Genomic DNA, 22412 nt, shown 5'->3' with positions numbered 1-22412 from the left:
AATCCAGAGCTACTGGGCGGTCAATGCTTTTCGTCGCCGCCGGTCGCGGCGATCAGCTGGGCGACCGCAGCCGGACGCTCGACGTGCGGCCAGTGCCCACAGCCCGCCAGATGGACGCGCCGGACGCCACCCTCCCCGGTTCCAGGCCCTCCTGAGCTGCTCACTGCCGCCCAGCCGGGGTCGCCGAAGATGCCGAGGCCGTGCAGCGGCGAGTCCCGGGAGGGCACCCTGGACCACTCCAGCACCGAGGACAGCGCCTCGGCCATGGCCGCCGGGTCGAGCTGTCCGGTCACCGCGGACAGACCCAGTTGTTCCCGCTTCATGTTCACGCTCGCGGAACGGCGTTCCGCATCGGTGAGGTTGATGGGCCCTATGGATGCTTCGACCCAGGCCCACGACGTCTCCACGGTGACGACACGGGTGACGAGCGCCGGTTCGAGGCGGGCCGCGGCGAGCGCGACGGCGCCGCCGAGGCTGTGGCCGACGAGGAGGGCCGGCCCGCGGTCCAGTGCGCGCACGAGGTCGAGCACGCACCGTGCCATCGCCCCGACCCCGTAGGCCGGACCGAGCGCCGCCCCCGTGCGCGGATGGCCCGGCAGCCCGGGGACGACGACGTCGTGCCGGCCCGCGAGCTCGAGGGCGAGCGGCCGCAGGTCCTCCCCGGAACAGGACCAGCCGTGGAGCAGTACCGCGAGCGGCCCCTCTCCGGGGTACCGGTCGTACGCGAGCACAGCGGACACGGCGCTCGTCAGTGCCCGGCCGGTTGCGCCGGCGGCAGGTCGACGTAGACCTGCATCGACGCGTTGACCCGACAGACCATGCAGTAGAAGGAGGTGAGGATGATGAGTTCGGCCGTCTCCCTGACCCCGAGGCGCGACTGGCACTCCCGCACGAGCGGCTCCGGGGCCCCACCGCCGACGACCGCCGCGGCGAGGTCGCAGGCGAGGCGCTCGTCGGCGTCGAGCCGATCGGTCTCGCCGGCGGCCGCCGCGCGGAGCACCCGTGCATCCACCCCGGCAGCGGTGGCCAGCCGCTCGTGCGACGCGGCCACCCGCCCGTTGCCGTGCAGCCGCGCGACGGTGATGATCGCCGGCTCCGTGAGCCGCGGTGCGACCGCCAGCTCACGGCGCAGCCTGCGGAGCAGGTCGATCCAGCCCGACAGGGCCGTCGGCGCGTTCGCGAGGATGGAGAACAGCTCGGAGACGTGCCCGAACAGCTCGCGGGACTTCTCGTAGGCCTCCATCGTCTCCGGGTCCTGTGTGGACTCCGGCACCGGAGCGAACAACGCCGACGACCCGTCGGAAGGCACCGAGGTCATGCGGTGATGTAGAGCCGGTCGTAGTACTGCTCGGTCTGGACGTCGCACTGGACCAGGCCCTTGAGGTTCTTCGCCGCGGCGTCCACCCAGACGTCGGCGCAGGCGAACAGGAAGCAGGACTCCTCGTGGAAGATCTCGGTCACCTTCGCGAGGATCGCCTGACGCTTGGCCGGGTCCTGCTCACCGAGCTGCTCCTTGTAGAGCTTGTCGAACTCGGGGTTGTTCATGTGGAACGAGCCGCTGTCGGAGACGAACCGGCTGTAGGCCCGCGCGGCGTCCATGTAGGGGCGCGTGAACAGACCGAAGTGGTAGATGTCGGGGCGCTGCTTGGTGTTGTAGAAGTACTCGAGCTGCAGCGCGGTGTCGGTCAGCGCGGTGAACTCGACCTTGATGCCGAGCTTGCTGATCGACGACTGCATCCACTCGCCGATGAGACGGCGCACCGAGCCCGTGCCCGCGAAGGCGGAGGCCATCGTGATGGTGAAGCGCGTGCCGTCGGCCTTCACGGGGTAGCCCGCCTCGTCGAGCATGGCCTTGGCCTTCGCGACGTCGTACGGGTAGTCCTTCACGGTCTCCGTGTAGCCCGGCAGGCCCTTGCCGATGAGCTGGCCGTCGTCGGCGACGGTGCGGTCCTGCAGGACGGACTTGACGAGCTCTTCCTTGTTGAGCGCGTACTGGATCGCCTGGCGGACCCGCTTGTCACCCATCGGGCCGGTCTTGGGCTTGCCCTTGTTGTCGACCGAGTCCATGAAGGCACCGAGGTCGTTGCCCTTGGTCAGCTGGACGAGCGTCGCGCCCGCGTTCTTGAGGGTCGGCAGGTTGTTGAGCGGCTGGATGTTGATGTAGTGCACGTCCCCGGCGAGGAGCGAGTTCAGCTGCGTGCCGGCGTCGGTGACCTGCAGGAAGGTGATCTTCTCGAGGGTCGGCTTGCGCCACGTCGTGTCGCCGGCCTTCTTCACGACTGCCTTGTCCGAGGCGTACGACTCGAACTTGTAGGGGCCGGTGCCGATCGGCGCCTTGGCGAACGCGGCATCCCGCGCCTTCTGGTCCGCCCCGAGGCCTTCGTAGTACTTCTTCGGCAGGATGGCGACCTGCGCGAGGCGCTTGAGGATGAGCACGTCCGGGGTCTTGGTGACCAGCTCGACGGTCTTGTCGTCGACGATGCGCGCGCTCGCCATCGTCGAGAAGTGCGTGGCGATGCCGTACCCCTGGGTCGCGGCCCGCTGGAAGCTGAAGACGACGTCCTCGGCCGTCATCGGCGTGCCGTCATGGAACTTGACGCCCTGACGCAGCGTGAACTGCCAGGTCTTGGGGTCGACCTGCTTCCACTCGGTCGCGAGGAACGGGCGGGGCTCGCCGGTGCTGGGGTGGGTGTCGATGAGCGACTCGTAGATGTCGAATCGCCGGGCGCCACCGCTGACGACGACCATCGGGTCGATGGACGACGGCAGGTTCGACACGGCGATGGTGGCGACCTGGGTCGCGGCCAGCTTCACGCCGGCCGGGGGCGTGTCGCCCGGCGCACCGTCGGGCGAGAGCGCCTTGATGTCGTCGCCGGCGCCGGACGCGGCGTCGTCGACGCTGCCGCAAGCGGCGAGGGCGAGGGATGCGGCGCCGGACAGCCCCAGGAGCAGCGCGCTCCTTCGGCTGAGCCGAGCCGGGGAGAAGTCGTTCATTTCTGTCCTCCGATGAGGAGATGGCCCGGTTCAGCAGCCGGGAAGGAAGGTGGTGTCTCAAAGGACTGCGAGAGCCGGTCGCGGGAATGGTGTTCCGGTCCGCCGGGCGGGGGATCGACCGCTCGTGTTTCATCTGTCGGAACTGTTTTCCTCTAGATGAGATTATGAAGCCGCTGAGGCGATGTCAACGGCCGTCCAGACCATGGCTTGAAGGGCAGCGGCCACCCCCCTCGGGAGGTGCCGTCGACACCTCCCGAGGTGGCCCGTTCGGGCCTCAGCCGGCCGGCCGCACCCCGTTGTGCAGGCGGGCTCGGATGAGGTCAAACGCGTATGTGGTGGGATCGACCACCCAGCTGCCGGACCAGGGCGAAGGGCCGGTCGCGACAGCGCTGCACCCGTTGAGGACGATGGTGACGCCGGCCTGGGCGCGCTCGCGCACGACCTGACCCAAGGCGTTCGACCATTCCTCTCCGTGGAACACCTTTTCAACTCCGAGGTTGAGGATGTCGGTCCCTCTGAAGCCCTCGGCAAGGCCGTAGCCACGCAGTCGCGCCTCGAGCTCGGCCGCGATCGTCTCGTTGCGGGTCACCGCCGAGAACGGCCTGCCGAGCCCGTGCAGACCCGAGGCGATGAGGCGGAGCAGGCCGAGGAAAGGAATTTCACAGTCGGCACCGGCCTCCACGCCGGGGTCGAGGACGCAGTCCGGCACGACGACGTCGTAGCGCGCCGGGTCCAGACCCGCCGCGACGGCGGTGATGTGCGCCGTCGCGGCCTCGATGTCCTCTGGCCGGTCGAGACCGACCGGCGCCTCGGGAGGCAGGCCGACGAGATCCACGTCGAGGTCCGGCCCGCCGAGCTCGCGCAGCCGCTCCGCCCGGGCCGCGGTGACCGCCTCGGAGAGGTGGATCGGCGAGATCATGCAGATGCGCAGCGGCACCGCTTCGACGCCTTCCATCACAGCTCCAGGGCCGACGGGACGCCCGCGACGACGAGGCCGGCGACCTCGGCCCGGTTGATCTTTGCGCTCGAGTTGCGCGGCATCTCGTCGATGAGCAACAGCCGCGTCAGCGCGGCCGGGAACTCGGCGACGGCGGCCCCGATGGCGCGCCGCTGCTCGGCGACATCGCCCTTGAAGTGGACGACGACGGCCATGTAGTCCGCGGGAAGCTCACCGCCGGCGGACCGCCCGTCCGTGCGCAGGCCGATCACGACGGAGTCGAGCACCCCGGGGATCTCACCGAGGATCCCCTCGATCTCATACGGGTAGACGTATGCGCCGTTGAGGACGAAGGCGTCCTTCCAGCGGCCGAGGATCTGCAGGTTGCCCCGCTCGTCCCAGCGACCGACGTCACCGGTGTAGAACCACCCGTCGACCGCCGCGCCGACGTTGGACGTGGCCGTCGGGTGGAGCTCGGACGCCAGGACGTAGCCGGGCGAGATGCCCGGGCCGCTCGCCCGGACCTCCCCGGCACCGCGCGTGTCACCGCGAGCGTCCTGCCGGGGCGCGACGTCGACGGTGCTCAGCGGTGCGGGACGCCCGACCGAGGACGAGTCACCGTACTCCGGCATCGAGGACGTGAGGATCGCGAGCGTGCTGGTCTCGGTGAGGCCGTAGCTGTTGACGACCTCGCCCCGTCCCGCCGCGAGCTCGCCGAGGCGGCGCAGCGTCGCGCGCGGTGTCCGCTGGCCCGTCGCGACGAGGACCCGCAGGCCCTTGTCGAGCAGGCGCTCGGCCGCGCCGGAGTCGAGCATCGCCCGCCAGGCGGGCGCCTGCAGCGGCAGGACGGTGACGCCGTCCTCGCTGTTGCGCTCGATCGAGGCGATGGAGACGTCGTCGAGGGCGATCGTCGTGCCACCCATGAGCGTCATGCCCCGCAGGGCACCGACGGAGACGTTGATGTTCGTCGGGCTGGCGGCGAGCCACCGCTCCGAGTGGCGCAGCCGCATGCACAGTGAGCGGTTGACGGCGTCCCAGTAGTCCGCGCCGACGGAGCGGACCATCCCCTTGGGCACGCCCGTCGTGCCCGTCGAGTACTGGATCCCGGACACCGTGTCGGGCGCCCGGAGGCCGACCCACTCGGTGTCGCCGTCCGGCCGCGCGACCTCGTCGTAGGTGTCGGTGCCGGGCTCGGTGTACCAGACGGGCGCCGACCCCATCGCCTGCCGGGCCGCCTCCAGCAGCTCCGGGCCGGTGAACAGTTCCTTGAGGTCGATGGCCCGCGCGGCAGCGTCGAGGTGCTTGCCCAGCGTGATGCCGAGCAGCACCGGCTGCAGGCCCGCCGCCTGCGCGGCGAGGTAGAGCTCGAGACCGAACGTGCCCTGGTAGTGGGCGATGCCGATGCGGTCGCCGGGCTTCCGGCCCCGCTCCCGGAAACCGCCGACGAGACCGTCGAGTCGTGTCCCGAGCTCTCCCCACGTCAGGGTGCGGCGCGACGCGGTCGTCACGTCGCCGACGATGGCGGGGCTGCCGGCCAGCAGATTGATGTTCTGTTTGACCTTGAGAAGCAGATCGGTCATGGATCGCCTCCTGGATGTGCTGAGTGTGATCGGAAAGGGCCCGGGCCGACGGGTTAGGCGAGCGGCCGCGTGCGGTTGATGCTCGGGAGGACCTCGGCGATGACGCCCGCGTCGATCGCCGACTCCCAGATCGACGTGAGGGCCGCCTCCGCGCGGGCGCGGACGCCGTCGAGGTCGACGTCGAGGAAGGTGCCGTCCTGGATGAGGACCCGGCCGTCCACCATCTCGAACTGGACGTCGCGGCCGTTGCCGTAGTAGACGAGCGACTGGACGACGTCGAGCGCCGGGGCGATCGACGGGTCGGTGACGGCGACGCCGATGAGGTCGGCTCGCGCGCCCTCCTTGATGACGCCGAGGTCGGGCCGGCGCAGGATCGAGGCGGCGCGGCTCGTCGCGAGGTCGAGGACCTCGGCGGCGGTCGGCCGGTGCGACCGGGCGACGGCGATCTTGCCGAGCATCGCGGCGAACTTCAGCTCCTCGACCATGTCGCAGTTGAAGCCGTCGGTACCGAGCGCGATGGAGATGCCCGAGTCCTGGAAGGACACCGAAGGCGAGATGACGGCCTCCTTCGCCTTGCGCGAGGCGCAGTGGACGATGGTGATCCCGGTGTCGGCCGCGAGCCGGCGGTCCTCGTCCGGCAGGTACGTGCCGTGCGCGGCGATGAGCCGCTCGTTGGCCAGCTCGGCCCGCTGCAGGACCCGCAGCGGGGTCGTGCCGAAGCGCTCCTGCGTCGCGGCGAGCTCGCTCGGCGCCTGGCACAGGTGGGTCGTGACGAGGCAGTCGAGCCGCTTCGCCGCCACGCCGACCCCGGCCAGCACGCTGAACTCGTCGGTGTGCACCGCGGCCGGCCCGAGGACCATCGTGATCCGCCCGCCTGCCGCGCCGTCCCACTCCCCGAACATCCGCTCGAGCTCCTCGAGCTCGGCCAGCTGGACCTCCTCCGAGGTGGTCTGCTTGCGGTCCTCCCGCCCGCCGGAGAGCTGGCCCAGGCGGGCGGTGACGTCGAGCGGGATCGTCGGACCGGCGAAGGTCCGCACTCCGACGCGCTCGGCGATGTGCAGGTAGCCCTCGATGTCGGTCGACGCGTGGTTGAGGATCGTCGTCGTCCCGGTCCGCATCATGCCGAGGACGTCCCACTCGATGACCGCGCGGAACTGCTCCCGCAGCTCTTCCCGGTAGGCGTGCCGCCACAGCCGCGACAGCGGCACGTAGAACGGCATGCCCGTCGGCAGCTCGTAGTCCTCCGACACGGCCCGGCCGACGGGGCCGGCACCCGCGTGGGTGTGCATGTTGACCAGCCCCGGCAGCAGGACCTTGTCGGTCAGCTCGATGCGCCGGGCGTCGATGCCCTCGGCCTGGTCGGCCGGCAGGACCTGGGCGATCCGGTCGCCCTCGACGACCACCGCCGCGCCTGTGCGCACCTCACCGCCACCGAGGTACACCCAGCGAGGGAGAATGACCGAACGTTCCACCATCGTCAACCGCCTTCCGGCCCCGTCGTGAGTTTTCGTTGTCGCTGATGCGCGCCCGCCCGCGGCGGGCGCGCGACCATGGCTGCGCTCAGCCCTTTTCCTGCCGCAGGACGAACACGTTGCCGTCGGGGTCCTTGAAGGTCGCCCACCAGCCGAAGCCGGCCAGGAACGGCTCGGAGACGAACTCGACGCCCTTGGCCTTGAGCTCCTCGTAGGTCTGGTGGATGTCGTCGCAGGTGAAGGTGATGCCCGAGTAGAACTCCACCTCGTCGAAGACCGGCCAGTGCAGGATCATCAACGAGTTGCGCGACGCGGGGGCCGTCTCCAACCAGCGACGCGGGGCGAAGTCGGGCATGACGACGTCGCTGACGACCTCCAGGCCGACCTGCTCGGTCCAGAAGCTCGCCGACCGATCCTGGTCACGAACCTTGATGTTCACACCGCGGATTCCGGTGATCATGGGTGTTCCCTTCCGTTGTCGACCGATTCGGATGCCCGTCGCCCGCTGGGCGCCGGGTCGCGTGGGCGAGGGTGCCCACGAAGCACTTCGAACACGACGGCCGTGTCGCTGGCGACGAGGCCGTCCGACAGCCCGTCGCGGTAGATGGCCCGGGCGGCGTCGAACAGGGGCGTCACGGTGCCCGCCTCGGCCGCGGCCGCCCCGATGATCTCGAGGTCCTTGGCGAAGACGTCCATGCGGATGCTCGCCGGCTCGTAGCGCCCCCGCACCATGTCGGGGCCGCGGACACCGAGCATCCGCGAGCCGCCGGCTCCGTCCCCGACGGCGGCGAGCACCTGCCACAGGTCGAGGCCGAGGTCCTGGGCGAACCCGAGCGCCTCGGCGGCGGCGACGTTGTGCACCGCGACGAGATGGTTCGCCACCAGCTTCATCAGGGTGCCGTTGCCGACCTTGCCGAGCTCGAAGTGGGCGCGCGTGAAGGCCTCGACGAGGCTCCTGGCCCGCCCTACCGGTTCCGGCGCGCCGCTCACGTAGGCGACGAGGTCGCCGGCCCGGGCCTGGGCACCGGTGCCGCTCAGCGGGCAGTCGAGCATCTCGACGCCCGCCCGGGCGAGGCGGGTCGCCCCGTCGAGCTTGGTGCGCAGATCCAGGGTGCTCGTCTCGACGACGACCGTCCCCGGGCGCGCGTGCTCGACGAGTCCACCGAGGACGGACTCGAAGGCCGCGGCGCTCGGCAGGGAGGTGAGCACGAGGTCGCCGGCCGCGACGAGCGAGGCGAGGTCGTCGTGCACCACTCCCCCGGCGTCGGCGAACGCGCGGCGCCGGTCCGCGTCGATGTCGTAGCCGTGGACCTCGAACGCCCCGCGGGCAAGGACGTTGCCCGCCATGGCCGAGCCCATGACCCCGAGCCCGACGAAGCCGACGACTGGCCGGCCGGTCGCGTTCATGACCGGTTCCCTTCATCCGGGCCGTCATTCCCGGGTCGCACCCAGTCCCGTACGAGCCGCGCGAAGGGCTCGGCGAACTCGAGGGCACTGGCGTGCCGCGCCCCGGGGATGACGGCGCGGCGGGCGCCGGGGATCGACCGGGCGAGGCGGGCGGCGCCGTCGTGGAACAGCGGCGCGTCGAGCCCGCCGTCGACGAGCAGGGTCGGCGCCGTGATCGTGCCGAGCCGCGAGGCGACGTCGGCCTCCGCGAGGGCCAGGCACGCGAGGGCGTAGCCGCGCGGGTCGATGTCCGCGAGGGTGCGCTTCACGTAGGCGACCTCGGGCCCGTCGGCGGCGAGGGCCGCGGGGGTGAGCCACAGCTGCAACGTGGGCTCGACGAACGGGGTCACGCCCAGGCGTGCGGCGTCGGCGGCCCGGACCCGCCACCTCTCGCGCCAGTCCTCCGGGTAGAACGGCACGGTGGCCGCCACGACGAGACTGGAGACGAGCCCGGGGTCGTGCGCCGCGAGCTCGAGGGCGACGAGGCCGCCGAGGGACAGCCCCACGACGTGCACACCCTGGTGACCGAGGCCGCGCAGGTGCGTCGCGAGCGCGGCCGCGACGTCCGCCGCGCCGTACTGCTCGTCGGGGACCGGGCAGCCGCCGTGCCCCGGAAGGTCGACGGAGTACACGCCGAGACCGTCGAGCGAGGCGGCGGCCCGCTCCCAGAAGTCGGCGCCGGCGCCGAGCGGGTGCAGCAGCACGACGGTCGGGCCCTGACCCTGACCCTCCCGCAGGGTGCGGCCGCGGACGGCCACCCCGCTCACGACAGGCTCATCTCGACCGGCGGGCTGAGCGCGCCGGCGTCGGTCCGGGTCGCGTTCATCACCATGGCGAGGGTCGTGTAGTAGCCCGCGCAGACGATGACGTCGATGAGACCCTCCTCGCCGAGCACGTCGAGCGCCCGGTCGTAGAGCTCGTCGGTGATGTCGTCGCCGGCCAGGACGCCGGCGACGACCGCGTAGCCCGTCGCCAGCGGCTCCGCCAGCGGACCCGGCTCCCGGCCGGCCGCGATGTCCTCCACGACCTCCCGGGGGACGCCCGCGTCGAGGGCGAGCTGACAGTGATAGCCCCACTCGAAGACCTGGTTCCGGGCGCGGGCCACCTGAAGGACGGCCAGCTCGAGCACCGCCTTGGGCAGGGCGGACCCGAACCGTAGGTGGGCGCCGACCTCTTGCAGCCGGACCATGGCGCCGGGGCTGCGCAGGAGCGGGACGAAGGGCCCGAAGAGATCGCCCCGGGGGCCGGCGGTGATCGCCGCAACAGCCTCCCGTTGCGCCCGCGTCAGTGCCGTCGCCGGCAACTTCGGCATCCGGTCACGCACCGCTGCCGTACCTCTCGACCAGGGGCATGACCTCGGCCGCCATGAGCTCCATCGACCGCCGCGCGAGCCCCTCGTCGACCCAGTCGAGGCCGGCGTAGACGAGCTCCCCGAACGGTCCGGTCTGCTGCTCGAAGGCGACGAGCTGCTCGGCCACCTGCTCGGGCGTGCCGCAGATGACGAGGTCGTCGAGGACCCGGTCAAGGGTGATCGCCTCGTCCGGCTCGCTGCGGTCGCGCTTGAACAGGCCCAGCCGCCCGAGCTTGGTCATCTTGCGCAGCATCTGCTCGTAGTAGAACCGGTAGGGGCTGTTCCGGTCGTCCCGCCCGTAGGCGCGGGCCGCCTGCTCGGTGTCGGCGACGAAGACCGTCCGCGCGATCCGCCAGTCGGCCGGGTCCGCCTTGACCCCGACGGCGTCCTTGCCCTCGACGTACTTGCCCCAGTGCGTGGCCACCCACTGCGGCAGCAGGAAGTTGGCCGACAGCGGGTGGAAGTCCTTGCGGCCCATCTCCACGACGCCCTTGGAGAAGGGCGCGACGACGGTGCCGACGACCTCGGGGCGCGGGCTCTGCAGCGGCTTGGGCAGGACGCCCACACCGAGCGGAAGGTCCATCGACCGCCGCGTCGAGACGCTGTAACGCCCGCTCCCGGACACGATGTCGTAGGGCGGCTCACCCTCCCAGATCTTGAGGATGACCTCGATGGCATCGGCGAACATCGCGCCCCGGTCCTCGTCGAGGATGCCGAGCACCTCGGCGTCCGACGGCAGCGCCCCGGGGCTGATGCCGAAGATGAGCCGGCCGCCGGTCAGGTGGTCGAACATCGCCGCGTTGGCCGCGACGAGCGCCGGGTGCTGGTGTGACAGGTTCGTCGTGCCGGTCGCGAGCTTGATCCGGGGAGCGTCGCCGACGAGCGTCGCGAGGAACAGCATCGAGTTGGTGATGTTCTCCAGCGTGTCCGTCAGGTGCTCACCGATGAAGGCGTCGTGGAATCCGAGCCGATCGGCGAGGATGACCGCCTCGCGGTCCTCGCGGAGCGTCTCCACCCATGGACGTCCGGGGCGGTGCAGTGGCATCGCGAAGTATCCAAGTCTCACCGGCTCAGTCAATCCGCTGGTCAACCCCGGAACAATTACGGCTTCTCACAACCTGACCGGGGCGAGATGTGGGAAGCCGTGATTGCCCCGCTGCCGGCGTGGGAGGTTGACTCGGGACATGACCGTCGTTCGGACGCCAAACGTTGACCGCGACCATTTCCGCAATGTCGCCGGTCGCTTCGCCACCGGCGTCGCCGTCCTCACGTCACGAGGCGTCCAGGCGCGGGCCGGCATGACGGTCAGTGCGCTCACGTCACTGTCGCTCGACCCGCCGATGGTCCTGGTCTGCGTCAACCGTTCGGTGCCGACCGAGCGGACCGTCGCCGAGGCGGGCACCTTCTGCCTCAACATCCTCGCCGAGGGCCAGGAACAGCTCGCGCTGCAGTTCGCCCGCCCGAGCGACGACAAGTTCACCGGGGTGCGCGTCCACGAAGGAGTCCTCGGCAATCCCGTCCTCACCGACGCCCTGGCCTCGATCGAGTGCGAGGTGTCGGACACGGTGCAGGCGGGCAGCCACAGCATCTTCATCGGCCGGGCGCGGGATGCCCAGGCGCGTGAGGGCCTGCCCCTGACGTACTTCCGCGGCGGGTTCGGCGGGCTCACGCTCGACCGCTTCAACCAGGTGTACCAGCGGCTGCGCGACATGATCCTCGCGCGGGAGATCGACGGGCACGACGACATCGACGTTCCGAGGCTGGCGCGACGCCTCGACGTCGAGCCGGCCGCCGTCCTCGCCGGGCTGTCGACGCTGCGCCGTGAAGGGCTCATCATGTCGACGCGGCACGGCCATCGGGTCGCCCCGTTCACGGCCGACGACGCCGCGGAGGCGTTCGAGGCGCGCGCGATCATCGAGCAGGGGGTCGCCGACCTGACCGTCGGCTCCGTGTCCGAGGACGACCTGGTCGCCCTCGACCAGCACTGCGGCGAGCTGTCCCGGTTCATCCTCAACGACGAGTTCACCGACTTCGAGGCCTACCTCGAGGCCAACGACCGGTTCCACCGCTTCCTCATCGGGCTCTCGGGCAACCGGCGCGCCATCGCCCAGTACGAGGCGCTGGCCATGCCGACGATCATGGCGCACAGCTTCGGGATGACCCGGAAGAGCTCCTCGCAGTTCGTCGACGTCCACCAGCGGATCGTCAGCGGCTACCGGCAGCGTGACCTGACGGCGGTCAAGGCGGCGATCGGGCACTACACCACGCTGGCCACCGAGCGGGCCCGGGAGCTGCTCACATCGCACGGCGGATCGGTGTAGCCGGCTCGTTCAGGCCGGTGAGCAGGTCGTGCAGGCGCAGCGCGAGCATGAGCTCGGCATGGCGGGACTGCAGGTCGTGACCGAGCAGCTCCTCGATGCGGTGGACGCGGTTGCGCACGGTGTTCTCGTGCAGGTGCAGGGCTCTCGCGGTCGCGGCGTAGTTGCGCTCACGCAGCCAGACGCACAGGGTCTCGCGGAGCACGTCGAGCCCGCTGCCGGTGCCGCTCAAGGTCGCGAGCTCCTCCTCGACGAGCTGGGCGGCGATGGGCAGGTCGTCGAGGAAGATCGCCTCGAGGCGGACGTCGGCGTACTCGATGACCCCGTCACGGGCGAGCTGGTAACGCTGATGCCTCCCGGCGAACGCCCCTCGAATCCGGCGCAGCCGCCCCAGCTGGCCGTAGGCGTGGCGTAGTCCCTCCAGGCCACGCGCGGGTGCGCTCACCTCGGCGGCGACACCGTGCTCGGCGAGCAGCCGGCGCAGCCCCGCCCGCGCCTCGGCGGTCCACGCCCGCCGGGCGAGGAACCGCACGTGGATGCCGTCCGGCTCGGTGTGGTGCAGGACGTCCGTCACGGCACAGGTCGCCTGAGCGCGGCGCACCCAGTCGGTGCTGCCGGCATCGGCACGCGACGCGACGGCGATGTGGTCGGCGTCGATGTCGTAGCCGAGTCCGAGCAGTTCGAACTTGTCCGGGACGTGGTCGCCGTTGAGCAGGTCCTTGACGAGGCGGAAGCGGAGGTGGTCCCGCGACCGTTGCAGGCTCTCCTCGGTGAGCATGTGCTCGCGGGCCACCTGGGCCAGCGCCGCGTTCTGGTAGGCCATGACGAGCTCGGTGAGCAGGCGGGCACCCTCGCACCGGCGGGCGGGGTCCGTCTCGACGGCGTCGAGGCGGCCCACCCAGTCCCGCCACATGGTGAGGAACCCGACGCGGTAGGACAGGTGCAGGGACGCCTGCACGACGCGCCGCCGAGCCTGGACGACGGCGAGGCGCCGGGGCTGCACGAGGTCGAGCTCGTCGAGCTCGACCTCGCCCATCGCGACCCGGTGCAGGGTTCGCACGTTCTCCGTGACGCTCGCGGTCAGCGCGGCGACGAACTCCTCGTCGTCGCGCAGGTGATCGAACGCCGCGTCGAGGTCGACGGCCACGACCTCCGCGATGAGCTCGGCCGAGACGGCGGACCTGAGGGCCTCCCGCAGCCACACGGGCAGCGGCGGGGGGCAGGCGGACTCCGCGGACACGGCGATCAGCGCTCCTGCAAGGGCAGCAGGACGCTCGACCGGTGGTCACCGCCGCAGTGGACGCGAACCCGCGCGGCGTCCCGCTGTGCCGGACGGTCGACCGGGTCGTCGTGCAGGAACGGCCCGCAGCCCTTCATGGCGTTCTTGAAGTTGGACATCGTCACCGCGTCCTCGAGGTCGGGATTCTCGTAGTCCCGGCCGCCGATGGTCACCGCGAGCGTGTAGCCGGCGGGGACGACGATGCACGTCGGCCAGACCTCGACGTCGACCTCGTACACCTCGCCCGCCTCGACGGGAAGGGTGCGCGAGTGCGAGTGGATCGGCCGCCACGGGGTGGAGGCGGCCTCGTCGAGCTCGCGATGGCTCAGCCGCAGCCACCCCATGCTGATCGGCGCGTTGGGGTCGACGGCGCCGGCGAAGGTGACCTCCTTGCCGCCGGGGTCGAACAGCCGCACGGTGAGGAAGACGTCGGCGTCGTCCGAGTCGGTGGACACGAACAGCTTCGCCGAGACCGGGCCGGTGATCTCACGATCCGCGCCGGTCGCCGGCAGCCGGAAGGTGACCTCCCTGCCACCGGAGAACTCGACGGATCCCGGTTCAGCGTCGCTCTCCTCGACGAACTGGAGCAGGTCGGGGTCGAGCTCGAGACGCCGCCATGCCGTCCCCGGCAGCGGCCACGCGGACGCGGCTCGCTCCTCGTAGACCTCGCCGGGTGAGCGGACGAGCAGGCTCACGGGCGGGCGCCGGTCCCAGCCGTTGTCGACGCCCTTGAGGAAGTGGTCGAAGAACGCGAGCTGGATCTCCCGCCCGTAGTCCGTGTAGTAGGTCGTCCAGTGCTCCAGGCCGTGCATCTCGAGCCACTTCTGCGCGCTGCCGGCCCGCAGGAAGCCCTCGACGTTGCCGCGCAGGTGCAGCCCGGAGCCGCCCCAGTTCCCGGCGCTGAGCAACGGCACCTCGATGTGCTCCAGCACGCCGGAGCGCTCGCCGTGCCAGTCGTCGAGCAGCGGGTGGGAGCGGATGACCGCGCCGAAGTCGCACCGGTTCGCGGCGAGCTCCGCCTCGCTGAGCGTCTCGTCGCCGCAGACGTTGAGGCCGGTGATGGGGTTGACCGGGCCGCGGTCGCCGAGGCCGTACTGGACGACCTTGATCTGCTTGTCGTACCAGTGCTCCCAGAACGTCGACAGGATGCCGCCGTGGTGGGACGCGTCGCGGTAGAAGTCGCTCGCGCCCTCCCAGATGCAGACCGCGGCGAGGCCGCGCGGCCGTGCCGCCGCGACCTGCCACTGGTTCATCCCGAAGTAGGACACGCCCGAGGTGCCGACCTTGCCGGTCGACCAGGGCTGGTCCGCCGCCCACTCGACGCACGCGGCGAAGTCCTTCGTCTCGCGCGCGGAGAAGTGGTCGATGTAGCCGGGCGAGCGGCCGCAGCCCCGGGAGTCGACCCGCACGATGGCGTAGCCGTGCGGCACCCACTTCTCCGGATCGACGACCTCCCAGTTCTGGTACGCGCAGGAGCTGCCCGCGGCGACGTCAGGGTGGTCGCCCGACAGCGACTCCCACGCCGTGGGGTAGCCCACCTGGAAGGGCAGCCCCTTGGCGTAGGGACCGTAGCTGAGGAGCACCGGGTAGCGTCCGGGCTCCTCCGGCAGGAACACGTCGGCGGCGAGCGGCAGGCCGTCGTCCATCGTGATGGTGACGTCCCACAGGATCCGCATGCCGTCGCGGACCTGCTTGATTCGGGCGGCGGTCTCGGTCACGGGCCTGCGAACCTCACTGCTCAGGAATGTGGACGATGAGGTCGACGCTGAGTGCGCAGCCCGGGACCTCCTGGAAGTCCCGTGGGACCTCGTAGAACCCGGCCGCGGGCAGCCCGTTCGTGAAGGGCTCGGGCCACGCCTGGAAGACGGTCGGCAGGTCCTCGAGGTCGGACAGGAACAGGTCGGCACGGACCGCGTTCTCGATCGAGGTGCCGGCCGCCTCGCAGATCGCCGCCACGTCCTCGTGGATGCGCCGCACCTGGTCGACGATGTGGCGCCGGGTGTGCGGCAGGCTGCGGGCGAAGGCGCCGTCGGGCGCGCCGGAAGCGGTGCGTCCGAGCTGCGCGGACAGGAACAGCAGGGGGCCGCTGCGGACGGCCTGGGCCTGGTGCCCGATCGGCGCGAGCGCGTTGTCGGTGCGGATGATGTGGCGGTCGCCGCCGTGCCCAGGACGCGCGACGACGACGTAGATCTCGACGTTGCCGCCCTTGACCCCACCGATGCCGGAGACGGGGACGACGGTGCGCGCGGGCGGGTCGGTCGGCCAGTGCCTGGCCCAGACCTCGTCGATGGCGGGCAGCTGCCGGACGCCCTCGGGCGTGAGGTAGATGACGACCTTGATGACGTCACGCCAGTCCCCGCCGGCCGCCTCCATCGTGATGCGGATCTGGCGCAACGTCTCGTCGGTCTCCGCGGCGACCTGGTTGCCGTACCAGATGTGCTGTGGCACACGGGCGTTCGGGTGCAGGCCGGACTCGAAGTCGGTCGGGATGAAGCCCGCGCTGAACAGGTAGGGGCCGGACTCGACGCCGACCGAGTAGCCACCGAGCGGGCTGTGGACGTCGTGAGCGTAGGCGCGCTTCTCGATACCGGACCCGTCGAGCAGCGAGATGAGCTGGATCTCGACGTGGGTGTCGGTGGCGACGAGGCGCTCGACGGGCAGCAGGCAGCTCGCCGGGCGGTCGGACAGGAGGAACTCGTCGCGGCCCTGAATGTACGAGTGCGCGACGAAGCGCCAGTCCTCCCAGTGGGTCTGATAGCGCGGCGTCCACCCCGGCTCCAGGTGCCCGTCGGTGTGGAAGGTCGGCTGCCACTGGTTGATGCACACGCCCTGCTCGAGGCTCGACCCGGCGACGGTGAGCGCGGAGTCGAGGCGGCGGTACACCTCACGGACCTGCTTCTTCACCGGGTGGCCGCGGTGCAGCGGCAGGCCCGGTTCGACCTGCGCGGCCTCGGCGAGCCCGCCGTTGTCGAAGTCGGTGGCGCTCATCGAGGCGGTGAACGCGAACGGGCCGGCGGTGACGACCGGGCTGCTCGGGTACCAGTCAGGAAAGGACGCGTCGGGCACGTCGTGGACGACGCGGGGGCTGTTCTGAGTCATGGGGCGAGGCCTCCAGGGTTGTGCTGCTCGGAAGGCGTTTCAGAGGGTCTGGCCGCCGTCGACCATGAGGGTCTGGCCGAGGATCATCCCGTTGACGGGGCTGAGCAGGAACGCGGTGGGCAGGATGAGCTCACGGGCGTCGAGGATGCGGCCCGCCGGAATCCCCGCGACGACCGCCGCGGTGAAGTCCGGGTCGGCGAAGAGGGCCTCGTTGACCGGCGTCAGCGTCGCGGTCGGGCCGATCGCATTGACCCGGATGCCGCGCGGCACCCACTCGACGGAGAGGGTCCCGGCGAGCATCGACACGGCGGCCTTGCTCGCGTTGTAGCTCGACCAGTCCGGGAAACCGCGGCGGGCGAAGCTCGAACTGGTCAGGACGATCGAGCCGCCGTCGGTCATCCTCTTGGCCGCGCTGCGGGCCGTGAGGAACACGCCGTTGAGGTTCGTGTCGACGACGGAACGGAAGTCGTCGGCGCCGACCTCGAGCGCGGGCTGAACGACGGCGATACCGGCGTTCGCGACGACACCGTGCAGCCCGCCGAAGGTCTCGACGGCGCGGTCCATGGCCGCCTCGACGGAGGCCTCGTCGGTGACGTCGGCGACGGCGTAGGCGAACGAGATGCCGGCCTGCGCGGCCTGCTCGGCGACCGCGGCCAGTCCCTCCTCACGCCTGGCGAGACCGAGGACGTTGGCGCCGAGCTCGGCGAGGCCGAGGGCCACGGCCTGCCCGATGCCGGAGTTGGCGCCGGTGACGACGACAGTGCGCCCGGCGAGACCGAGGGCCTGCCCGAGCGAGGAGCGCAGCGCGGGGGCGACGAGGATGGCCATGTCAGTGGTCCATCTGGGGAGCGCCGAGGACCCGCTGGATGAGACGCATCCGCTCGCGCCGGAGCACGGCCTGCAGCGGCTCGGAGGGCAGGTGCTCGTCGACGGTCGAGTCGGACAGCGTGCCCTTGCCCGCGAGAACCTCCTCGAGGACGAACAGCCGGTCCTTGGTCACCCACAACTCCTCGACGAGGCCCTCGATCATCCGGGCGAGATCGTCGATCGTCGCCTTCTCCAAGTACTTAGGAACTTCCATGGCTTCCTCTCAGGGGGTGGCGCGGTGCCGTTCCGCCGCCGGGGCGGAAGCGTGGTGCCTCAGGCTGCGGGCTTGACGCCCTTGGTGATCCACGGGTAGTTGGCCGTGCCCACGCCGTACTCCTGGACGTCGACGAAGCCGGCGGACTCGAGCAGCGCCTTCCGGTCGGTGAGGAGTGCGCCGCGCCAGAACGGCTCGTTGCGGTGGTCCGTCTCCCAGTCGAGCACGACCGAGCGGAAGAGGCTCTCGTGCTCGCGGTAGGGCGCGACGTCGGCGACGAGGAACTCCCCGCCGGGCCTGGTGACCCGGAACGCCTCCTTGACCACGGCCTTGGCGGCCGGGGCCGGGATCTCGTGGAAGAGGATGAAGGCCGTGGTGAGGTCGAAGGTGTCCGCGGCATAGCCGGTGGCCTCGGCCTGGGCCTGGCGCAGGTTCCACTCGAAGCCGTTGCGCGCGGCGACGAGCTTGGCGTGCAGCAGCTCGCTCGGGCCGAGGTCGACGCCGTGGATCTTCGCGTTCGGGTAGGCGTGCTGCAGCGCGAGGGCGTAACGGCCGGTCCCGACGCCGAGCTCGAGGATGTTGTCGTAGTGGTCGCGGTCGCCCTCGACGGCGGTGACGTAGCGCAGGTCGGAGAAGTGGCTGCCCGGCTTGATGGCACCGATCCCGCCGGTCGCGAAGATCAGGTCGTAGACGTAGTCGTGGATGATGAAGCCCATGTGCTCGTGGCCGTCCCAGCCGCCCGGCGTGAGGTGGAACTCCGTCGTCCAGTATTCGGGGATCTCGACGTCCGGGTTGAGCTCGAGCACGCCACCCTTGCCGGCGTTCGCCTCGTACTCCGCCCGGATCTCCGCCGCCCCGTCCTCGTACGCCTCCAGGCCCGCGACGAACTGACGCTCGGCGATGAGTCGGGTGTAGAAACGGTCCCAGGCAAAGGATCTGGAGCCGTCGAGCAGCTCGTAGCCGCGACGCAGCCGCTCGCGGTCACCCTCGGGAAGGGTCTCGCCTTCGAGCCGCTCGTCCAGCGTCCGCTCGGCCGAGGCCTGCAGCTCCCGGCCGCTCCATGCGGCGAGATCCGCCAGCAGGTTGAAGTTGGCCCGGCCGCGCTGTTTGAGACCTGTCTTCACGTTCATCCCTCCATGGGTGAGCCGGTCATCAATTCCGCTATGCGTAACACCGTTCCATTGCATGCACCATAGCGATCTAGGTAACCGCCGAACAAGGGGCCTGTGACAACTCGTCCGGTCAGTTCGTCACGGTCACGGCCGCTGTGTTTCGGTTGCCGGCATCGTTGTTACGAACACCGGCCTCGTTGTTACGGTCAGCGGCTCTGTTGCGTCCGCCGCTTTGTTGCTTCAGCGGCTTTGTTGCGGTCAGCGGCCTGCCAGCCGGCGGCCTACGTCCTCGGCCGCGATGAAGGACAGCCCGAGCGCCGCGAGCAGCCCGTTGCCGGCCAGGTAACCGTCCGCCCCCCGGCCGCTCATGCCCACGGCTGCGCCGCCCGCCGCGTAGAGCCCGGCGATGGGCTCGCCGGCGGCGTCGAGGACGCGGGCCGCTCCGTCGACGGCGAGCCCGCCCTGGGTGTGGAAGAGCGCGGGACGCACCTCGACCCCGTAGAACGGAGCGGCGAGGTCCGTCTCGCCCCATCGGGAGCGCCCGTGCGGGTCGGTCGCGCCGCGGCGCCCGGCCTCGGCCTGCGCGAACGAGGCCTCGAGCCGGTCCGCGGACAGGCTGAGCCGCGCGGCGAGCTCGGCCGCCGAGTCGCCCTGGCGCAGCACCCCGGACGCCTTCGTCTGACGGAAGTCCTCGAAGGCGAGGCACGCGTCGTGGATCCGCTGGTCGAAGATGATGAACGCGCGGTGGTCCGGCTGCGTGAGCTCGAGCGCGGCGAACTCGGAGTAGCCCTGGGTCTCGTCGGCGAACCGGCCGCCGCTCGTGTTGACGATGAACCCGCCGTGCATCACCGTGGCCCAGCCGACGAGGATGCTGCTGAGCGAGAGCGCCCCGTGGCCCTGGTACGCGTCGAGGCAGTCGACGGCCGCACCGAACGTCCGCCCGATGCTCAGCGCGTCGCCGCGCGAGGCCTCGCTGCCGTGGTAGACGGCGCCGGCGATCTCCGGGATGTGCTCGGCGACGAGCGCCGCGTCGGCCCCGAAGCCGTTCGTCGCGAGCACGAGGGCGTCGCAGGAGATCTCCTCGGTCGTCCCGTCCGGCGCCTCGGTGACGGCGACGAGGGCGTCGTCCTGGTGCCGGGCCGCGACGAGCCGCGCGGGGACGACGATGTCGATCCCCCGCTCCCGGGCGACCCGGTGGAGCATGCCGAGCAGGATCGTGCCGTGCCGTCCCGGCACGGTGTGGCACCGGTGCCGCGTGTGCCCGGGGTACTCGAAATCCGTGACGAGCTCGAGTGGCAGCTTGAGCGAGCCGGCCAGCCACTCGACGAGCGGGGCCGAGATCCGGCTCAGCGCGTCGGTGACGACCGGGTTGGCGCGGCCCTTGGTCTTGTGCCGGACATCGTCGGCGAAGATCTCCGGCGAGTCCTCGACACCCGCCTCATTTTGGAACAGCGATCCGGCACCCGGAATCATTGCCGTCGACATCGCCGTGTTGTTCGCCCGCAGGAAGTGCTCGTTCGCGTCGATCACCGCGACCGAGAGGCCGAGCTCCTGGGCCCGCAGCGCCGCGACGATGCCGCCGCCCGCACCGGCCACGAGCAGGTTGACGTCCGCCATCTCGTTCTCCTCCTTCGGGAGCGTCCGTACTGGTCATCGGGGGTCGCTTGCGTCAGTACCGGTCGTCAGGGGTCGCTTGCGTCAGTACTGGTCGTCAGGGGTCGTGACGCGCCGGAACGACGACCCCGGCCGGCGGTGGGCGATCGCGAGGCCGATCCCTCGGGGGGAGTCGTCGTCGGCGAGTGAGCTGAAGCCGTAGTAGTACAGATGCAGCCGGTCCTCGACCGGGACCAGCCGGGTCGCCGCCGCGCCGAGGCTGTCCCACGCGCCGGGCTCCCCCGCCGTCAGCACCGGGCCGTCGGACTGGTGGTGCCAGTGCCGGCCGTCGTCGGAGTCGGCGGTCGCGACCGAGCGGCCATGACGCTCGTCGAGCCCGGTGTAGAGCATGAGCCAGCGGCGACCCACGCCGAACGGGTTCTCGAGCACCTGCCGCGTCACGATGCCGTGCGAGTCCCAGGGCCGCTCGCCGTCAGCCCAGACGAGCGGCCCCACGCCGGTCAGGACGACCCCGTCGGCGGACACGAAGGTGTCCGTGTGGAACACGCCGAGGTCCAGGGTCGGTGAGGTCGTCTGGACGAAGATCGTCCCGTCGGGGTCACCGAAGGCGTTCGGCCACGCGCGGTAGAGCCGGTCCGGGTCGTAGTCGAGGATGGCACCGCCGGTGGCCGGGCCCGGAACGCGGGTCCAGGTCACCCCGTCGGGGCTGATCGCATGCCCCGGGCGCATCCCGAGCCCCGTCACCGCCCCGAGCCGGGTCTGGCTCGCCCGTACGGTCAGGTCGCCGCCGAAGTACCACAGATGCCAGAGCCGCCCGTCGAAGGTGACGTCGGTGAGTCCCACGTGAGAGGCGTCGAAACTCGCCGGGTCGCTGCTCGGGGCGAACACCGAGCCGAGCTCTTCAGGGCCGTCGAACCTCTCCCACCCGATGCCGTCAGGGGAGGTGGCCAACGCGATCCGCCCGGACCCCAGCGTGCCCGGTGCCGGGCGGTCATAGGCGCGGTCGCGGCAGTAGTACCACATGCGCCAACCGGCGTCGGTACGGTGCACGACGGCGCCACCCACCCGGTAGTCGTCACAGCGGCCTGCGGGGCCAGGCCCGAGAAGGAACCCGTCCATGCGCATCGTGCGGCCTCCTTTCCGTCAACGCCGTGCTCCCCGACCGCAGCCGCCCCGTCGGCACGACACCTGTCAGTTACCTGTTGCTCCGTCTCACGCCGGCGCCGCGCTGTACATCTGCCGCAGCACCTGAACTCGCTGGTGCACGGCGACGACGTGCTCGGCTGCCGCGGCCATGGCGGCGTCGGCCATCTGACCGTCGGGCAGGACGACGACTCCCGCCGCGACCTGTTGCCCCCGGGCGAGCGCCGCGAGCAGGCTCTCGGCCTTCTCGACCTGCGCCGGCTCGGGTGCGAAGCCCTCCACGATCAGCGGCAGTTGCCGCGGGTGGACGGCGGTGCGCCCGAGAAACCCGGCGGCACGCCCGGCCGCGCAGGACCGGAGCAGACCTTCGTCGTCGTTCAGCCGGGGGTGGACCGACATCATCGGCGGCGGCAGCCCGGCGGCGCGGGCGGCGACGACGAGCCGCGAGCGCACCCAGTCCAGCCCGCCGTCCCCGGTCAGCCGCAGATCCGAGCGCAGGTCCGCCTCGCCCAGCGCGACCGACGCCACCCCGTGCGCCGCGGCGATCTGCCCGAGCCGCTCGACGCCGACGGCCGTCTCGACGAGGACGGACACCGGCACGTCCCGCTCGAAGCAGGCCCGCACCGAGTCGACGTCCTGGGCCGACTCGACCTTGGGCAGCCGGACCGAGTGCACGGTGACGTCGGCGAGGACCTCCGCGAGCGCCTCGAGGTCGGCCCGGCCCCACGGACTGCCCACCGGGTTGACCCGGACGCAGAGGCGCGCGGTGCCGGGCCCCGACGACCGGCGCCGCAGCAGGTCGACGACCTCGCGCCGCGCCGCGTCCTTGCGGCTGGGAGCGACGGCGTCCTCCAGGTCGACGATGACGACATCGGCGATCGTCGCGAGGGCCTTGTCGTGCCGGTCCGGACGGTCCGCCGGCACGTAGAGTGCGGTGAGCTCGGGTGCGGGACTGTGTGCCTTGAACGGATCCACGCCGTGCTCCT

At 71.2% G+C, this 22412-nt stretch carries 21 protein-coding genes; 1 reads left to right on the top strand and 20 read right to left on the bottom strand.

Annotated features, from left to right (window positions below):
• Positions 1 to 20 precede the first annotated feature (20 nt).
• The 11 genes from AB0J72_RS13205 to AB0J72_RS13155 form a co-directional block, all read right to left on the bottom strand.
• Positions 21 to 740 carry an alpha/beta hydrolase gene (locus AB0J72_RS13205; protein WP_363398234.1) on the bottom strand — a complete coding sequence of 240 codons (720 nt, stop codon included), beginning with the start codon at positions 738 to 740 and terminating at the stop codon, positions 21 to 23.
• A gap of 8 nt (positions 741 to 748) precedes the next feature.
• On the bottom strand, positions 749 to 1318 hold the full coding sequence (locus AB0J72_RS13200) for a hypothetical protein (protein ID WP_363398232.1): 570 nt from the start codon (positions 1316 to 1318) through the stop codon (positions 749 to 751).
• Positions 1315 to 2994, bottom strand: a complete 1680-nt coding sequence (locus tag AB0J72_RS13195; protein WP_363398231.1) for an ABC transporter substrate-binding protein — start codon at positions 2992 to 2994, stop codon at positions 1315 to 1317. The genes AB0J72_RS13200 and AB0J72_RS13195 overlap by 4 nt, the downstream gene beginning before the upstream one ends.
• A gap of 274 nt (positions 2995 to 3268) precedes the next feature.
• Positions 3269 to 3949 carry an aspartate/glutamate racemase family protein gene (locus AB0J72_RS13190; protein ID WP_363398230.1) on the bottom strand — a complete coding sequence of 227 codons (681 nt, stop codon included), beginning with the start codon at positions 3947 to 3949 and terminating at the stop codon, positions 3269 to 3271.
• Positions 3949 to 5511 (bottom strand): class I adenylate-forming enzyme family protein, encoded by a 1563-nt coding sequence (locus AB0J72_RS13185; protein WP_363398228.1) that lies wholly within the window; start codon positions 5509 to 5511, stop codon positions 3949 to 3951. The genes AB0J72_RS13190 and AB0J72_RS13185 overlap by 1 nt, the downstream gene beginning before the upstream one ends.
• A gap of 53 nt (positions 5512 to 5564) precedes the next feature.
• Positions 5565 to 6986 (bottom strand): amidohydrolase family protein, encoded by a 1422-nt coding sequence (locus tag AB0J72_RS13180; protein WP_363398226.1) that lies wholly within the window; start codon positions 6984 to 6986, stop codon positions 5565 to 5567.
• An 85-nt stretch (positions 6987 to 7071) separates the two neighbouring features.
• The gene (locus tag AB0J72_RS13175; RefSeq protein WP_360563333.1) at positions 7072 to 7443 is read right to left on the bottom strand and encodes a VOC family protein; all 372 of its coding nucleotides are present in this window, start codon (positions 7441 to 7443) and stop codon (positions 7072 to 7074) included.
• Positions 7440 to 8390, bottom strand: coding sequence for an NAD(P)-dependent oxidoreductase (locus AB0J72_RS13170; RefSeq protein WP_363398224.1), 951 nt, complete (start codon positions 8388 to 8390; stop codon positions 7440 to 7442). Before AB0J72_RS13170 ends, AB0J72_RS13175 begins: the two co-directional genes overlap by 4 nt.
• The gene (locus AB0J72_RS13165; RefSeq protein ID WP_363398222.1) at positions 8387 to 9196 is read right to left on the bottom strand and encodes an alpha/beta fold hydrolase; all 810 of its coding nucleotides are present in this window, start codon (positions 9194 to 9196) and stop codon (positions 8387 to 8389) included. Before AB0J72_RS13165 ends, AB0J72_RS13170 begins: the two co-directional genes overlap by 4 nt.
• The gene (locus tag AB0J72_RS13160; protein ID WP_363398220.1) at positions 9193 to 9741 is read right to left on the bottom strand and encodes a carboxymuconolactone decarboxylase family protein; all 549 of its coding nucleotides are present in this window, start codon (positions 9739 to 9741) and stop codon (positions 9193 to 9195) included. Before AB0J72_RS13160 ends, AB0J72_RS13165 begins: the two co-directional genes overlap by 4 nt.
• A 4-nt stretch (positions 9742 to 9745) precedes the next feature.
• Entirely contained in the window at positions 9746 to 10846 is a 1101-nt protein-coding gene (locus AB0J72_RS13155) for an LLM class flavin-dependent oxidoreductase (protein WP_363398219.1), read from the bottom strand.
• 118 nt (positions 10847 to 10964) lie between these two features.
• Between AB0J72_RS13155 and AB0J72_RS13150 the strand changes: the two genes are divergently transcribed.
• On the top strand, positions 10965 to 12101 hold the full coding sequence (locus tag AB0J72_RS13150; protein WP_363398217.1) for a flavin reductase: 1137 nt from the start codon (positions 10965 to 10967) through the stop codon (positions 12099 to 12101).
• Here the strand turns inward: AB0J72_RS13150 and AB0J72_RS13145 are convergent.
• The 9 genes from AB0J72_RS13145 to AB0J72_RS13105 all read right to left on the bottom strand — a co-directional run bounded on the left by AB0J72_RS13145 (position 12076) and on the right by AB0J72_RS13105 (position 22401).
• Complete coding sequence (locus tag AB0J72_RS13145; protein ID WP_363398215.1) at positions 12076 to 13338, bottom strand: helix-turn-helix domain-containing protein; 1263 nt, start codon at positions 13336 to 13338, stop codon at positions 12076 to 12078. The genes AB0J72_RS13150 and AB0J72_RS13145 overlap by 26 nt on opposite strands.
• Before the next feature lie 5 nt (positions 13339 to 13343).
• Positions 13344 to 15095, bottom strand: a complete 1752-nt coding sequence (locus tag AB0J72_RS13140) for a CocE/NonD family hydrolase (protein WP_363398213.1) — start codon at positions 15093 to 15095, stop codon at positions 13344 to 13346.
• Positions 15096 to 15108: 13 nt separating this feature from the next.
• Positions 15109 to 16476: a RidA family protein gene (locus AB0J72_RS13135; protein WP_363398211.1), complete on the bottom strand. Its 1368-nt coding sequence runs from the start codon at positions 16474 to 16476 to the stop codon at positions 15109 to 15111.
• 39 nt (positions 16477 to 16515) lie between these two features.
• Positions 16516 to 17304 (bottom strand): SDR family oxidoreductase, encoded by a 789-nt coding sequence (locus tag AB0J72_RS13130; RefSeq protein WP_363398209.1) that lies wholly within the window; start codon positions 17302 to 17304, stop codon positions 16516 to 16518.
• Between the two features lies 1 nt (position 17305).
• Complete coding sequence (locus tag AB0J72_RS13125) at positions 17306 to 17557, bottom strand: hypothetical protein (RefSeq protein WP_363398207.1); 252 nt, start codon at positions 17555 to 17557, stop codon at positions 17306 to 17308.
• Between the two features lie 59 nt (positions 17558 to 17616).
• Entirely contained in the window at positions 17617 to 18681 is a 1065-nt protein-coding gene (locus tag AB0J72_RS13120) for a class I SAM-dependent methyltransferase (protein ID WP_363398205.1), read from the bottom strand.
• Positions 18682 to 18927: 246 nt separating this feature from the next.
• Complete coding sequence (locus AB0J72_RS13115) at positions 18928 to 20286, bottom strand: FAD-binding protein (RefSeq protein WP_363398203.1); 1359 nt, start codon at positions 20284 to 20286, stop codon at positions 18928 to 18930.
• Positions 20287 to 20367: 81 nt separating this feature from the next.
• Positions 20368 to 21402: a hypothetical protein gene (locus AB0J72_RS13110; RefSeq protein WP_363398201.1), complete on the bottom strand. Its 1035-nt coding sequence runs from the start codon at positions 21400 to 21402 to the stop codon at positions 20368 to 20370.
• A 93-nt stretch (positions 21403 to 21495) separates the two neighbouring features.
• The gene (locus tag AB0J72_RS13105) at positions 21496 to 22401 is read right to left on the bottom strand and encodes a CoA ester lyase (RefSeq protein ID WP_363398199.1); all 906 of its coding nucleotides are present in this window, start codon (positions 22399 to 22401) and stop codon (positions 21496 to 21498) included.
• Positions 22402 to 22412 lie beyond the last annotated feature (11 nt).

Source organism: Dactylosporangium sp. NPDC049742 (assembly GCF_040674675.1).
GTDB lineage: Bacteria > Actinomycetota > Actinomycetes > Mycobacteriales > Micromonosporaceae > Dactylosporangium > Dactylosporangium maewongense.
Note: the sequence above shows the minus strand (reverse complement) of the source record. Positions and strands in the feature narration are given on the sequence as shown.